This window comes from Microbispora hainanensis (assembly GCF_006874475.1).
Taxonomy (GTDB): Bacteria; Actinomycetota; Actinomycetes; order Streptosporangiales; family Streptosporangiaceae; genus Microbispora; species Microbispora hainanensis.
The window spans coordinates 1-715 of the sequence record NZ_VIRM01000168.1; the positions used below are offsets into that span (position 1 = coordinate 1).

The 715-nt window shown below is 68.7% G+C and carries 1 protein-coding gene; it reads left to right on the plus strand.

Annotated features, from left to right (window positions below):
- Positions 1-171: 171 nt before the first annotated feature.
- On the plus strand, positions 172-715 hold a 544-nt coding region (locus tag FLX08_RS40015), incomplete at its 3' end, for a substrate-binding domain-containing protein (RefSeq protein ID WP_142625446.1).

Consider the following 715-nt stretch of genomic DNA (forward strand, 5'->3'; position numbering starts at 1 on the left):
CCGGCACCCCTCACTTCCCCTACTCGACCGTCCAGGTCCGCCGCCGTACGGCCGCGGTCCCGGCCTCCTGCACCCTTTTCCTCGCTTTTCCTGTTCCTCGCTTTTCCTGTTCCTCGCTTTCCGGTTCCTCGCTTTCCTGCTATTCCACCCCCCACTGCAAGGGAGAACGACATGACACAGAACCCCGGCCGCCGGGGCTTCCTCCTCGGCGGAGCCGTCATCGGCGCCGGTGCCCTGGTCGCGGCCTGCACGAGCAACGAGCCCGCCGCGCAGGCGAGCGCACCGGCCGCCGCCCCCGCGGCCACGGGCGCCAACGACGCCCCCGGTGAGAAGGTCGTCATCGGCTTCTCGGCCCCGGCCGCCGACCACGGCTGGATCGCCGCCATCGCCAAGAACGCGACGGACGCGGCCAAGCAGTTCTCCGATGTGGAGTTCAAGGCGGTCGAGCCGACCAACGACATCAACCAGCAGATCTCGGCGGTGGAGTCGCTGATCCAGGCCAAGGTCAACGCGCTGGTCATCCTGCCCAACGACGGCGAGCAGCTCAACCAGGTCGCCCGGCAGGCGATGGACGCCGGCATCCCGGTGATCAACCTGGACCGGGTCTTCCCCGACAAGCTGTCCTACCGGACCTGGCTGGGCGGCGACAACTACGGCATGGGGGTGGCGGCCGGCCACTTCATCGGCAAGACGCTCAAGGACAAGGGCGTGTCCA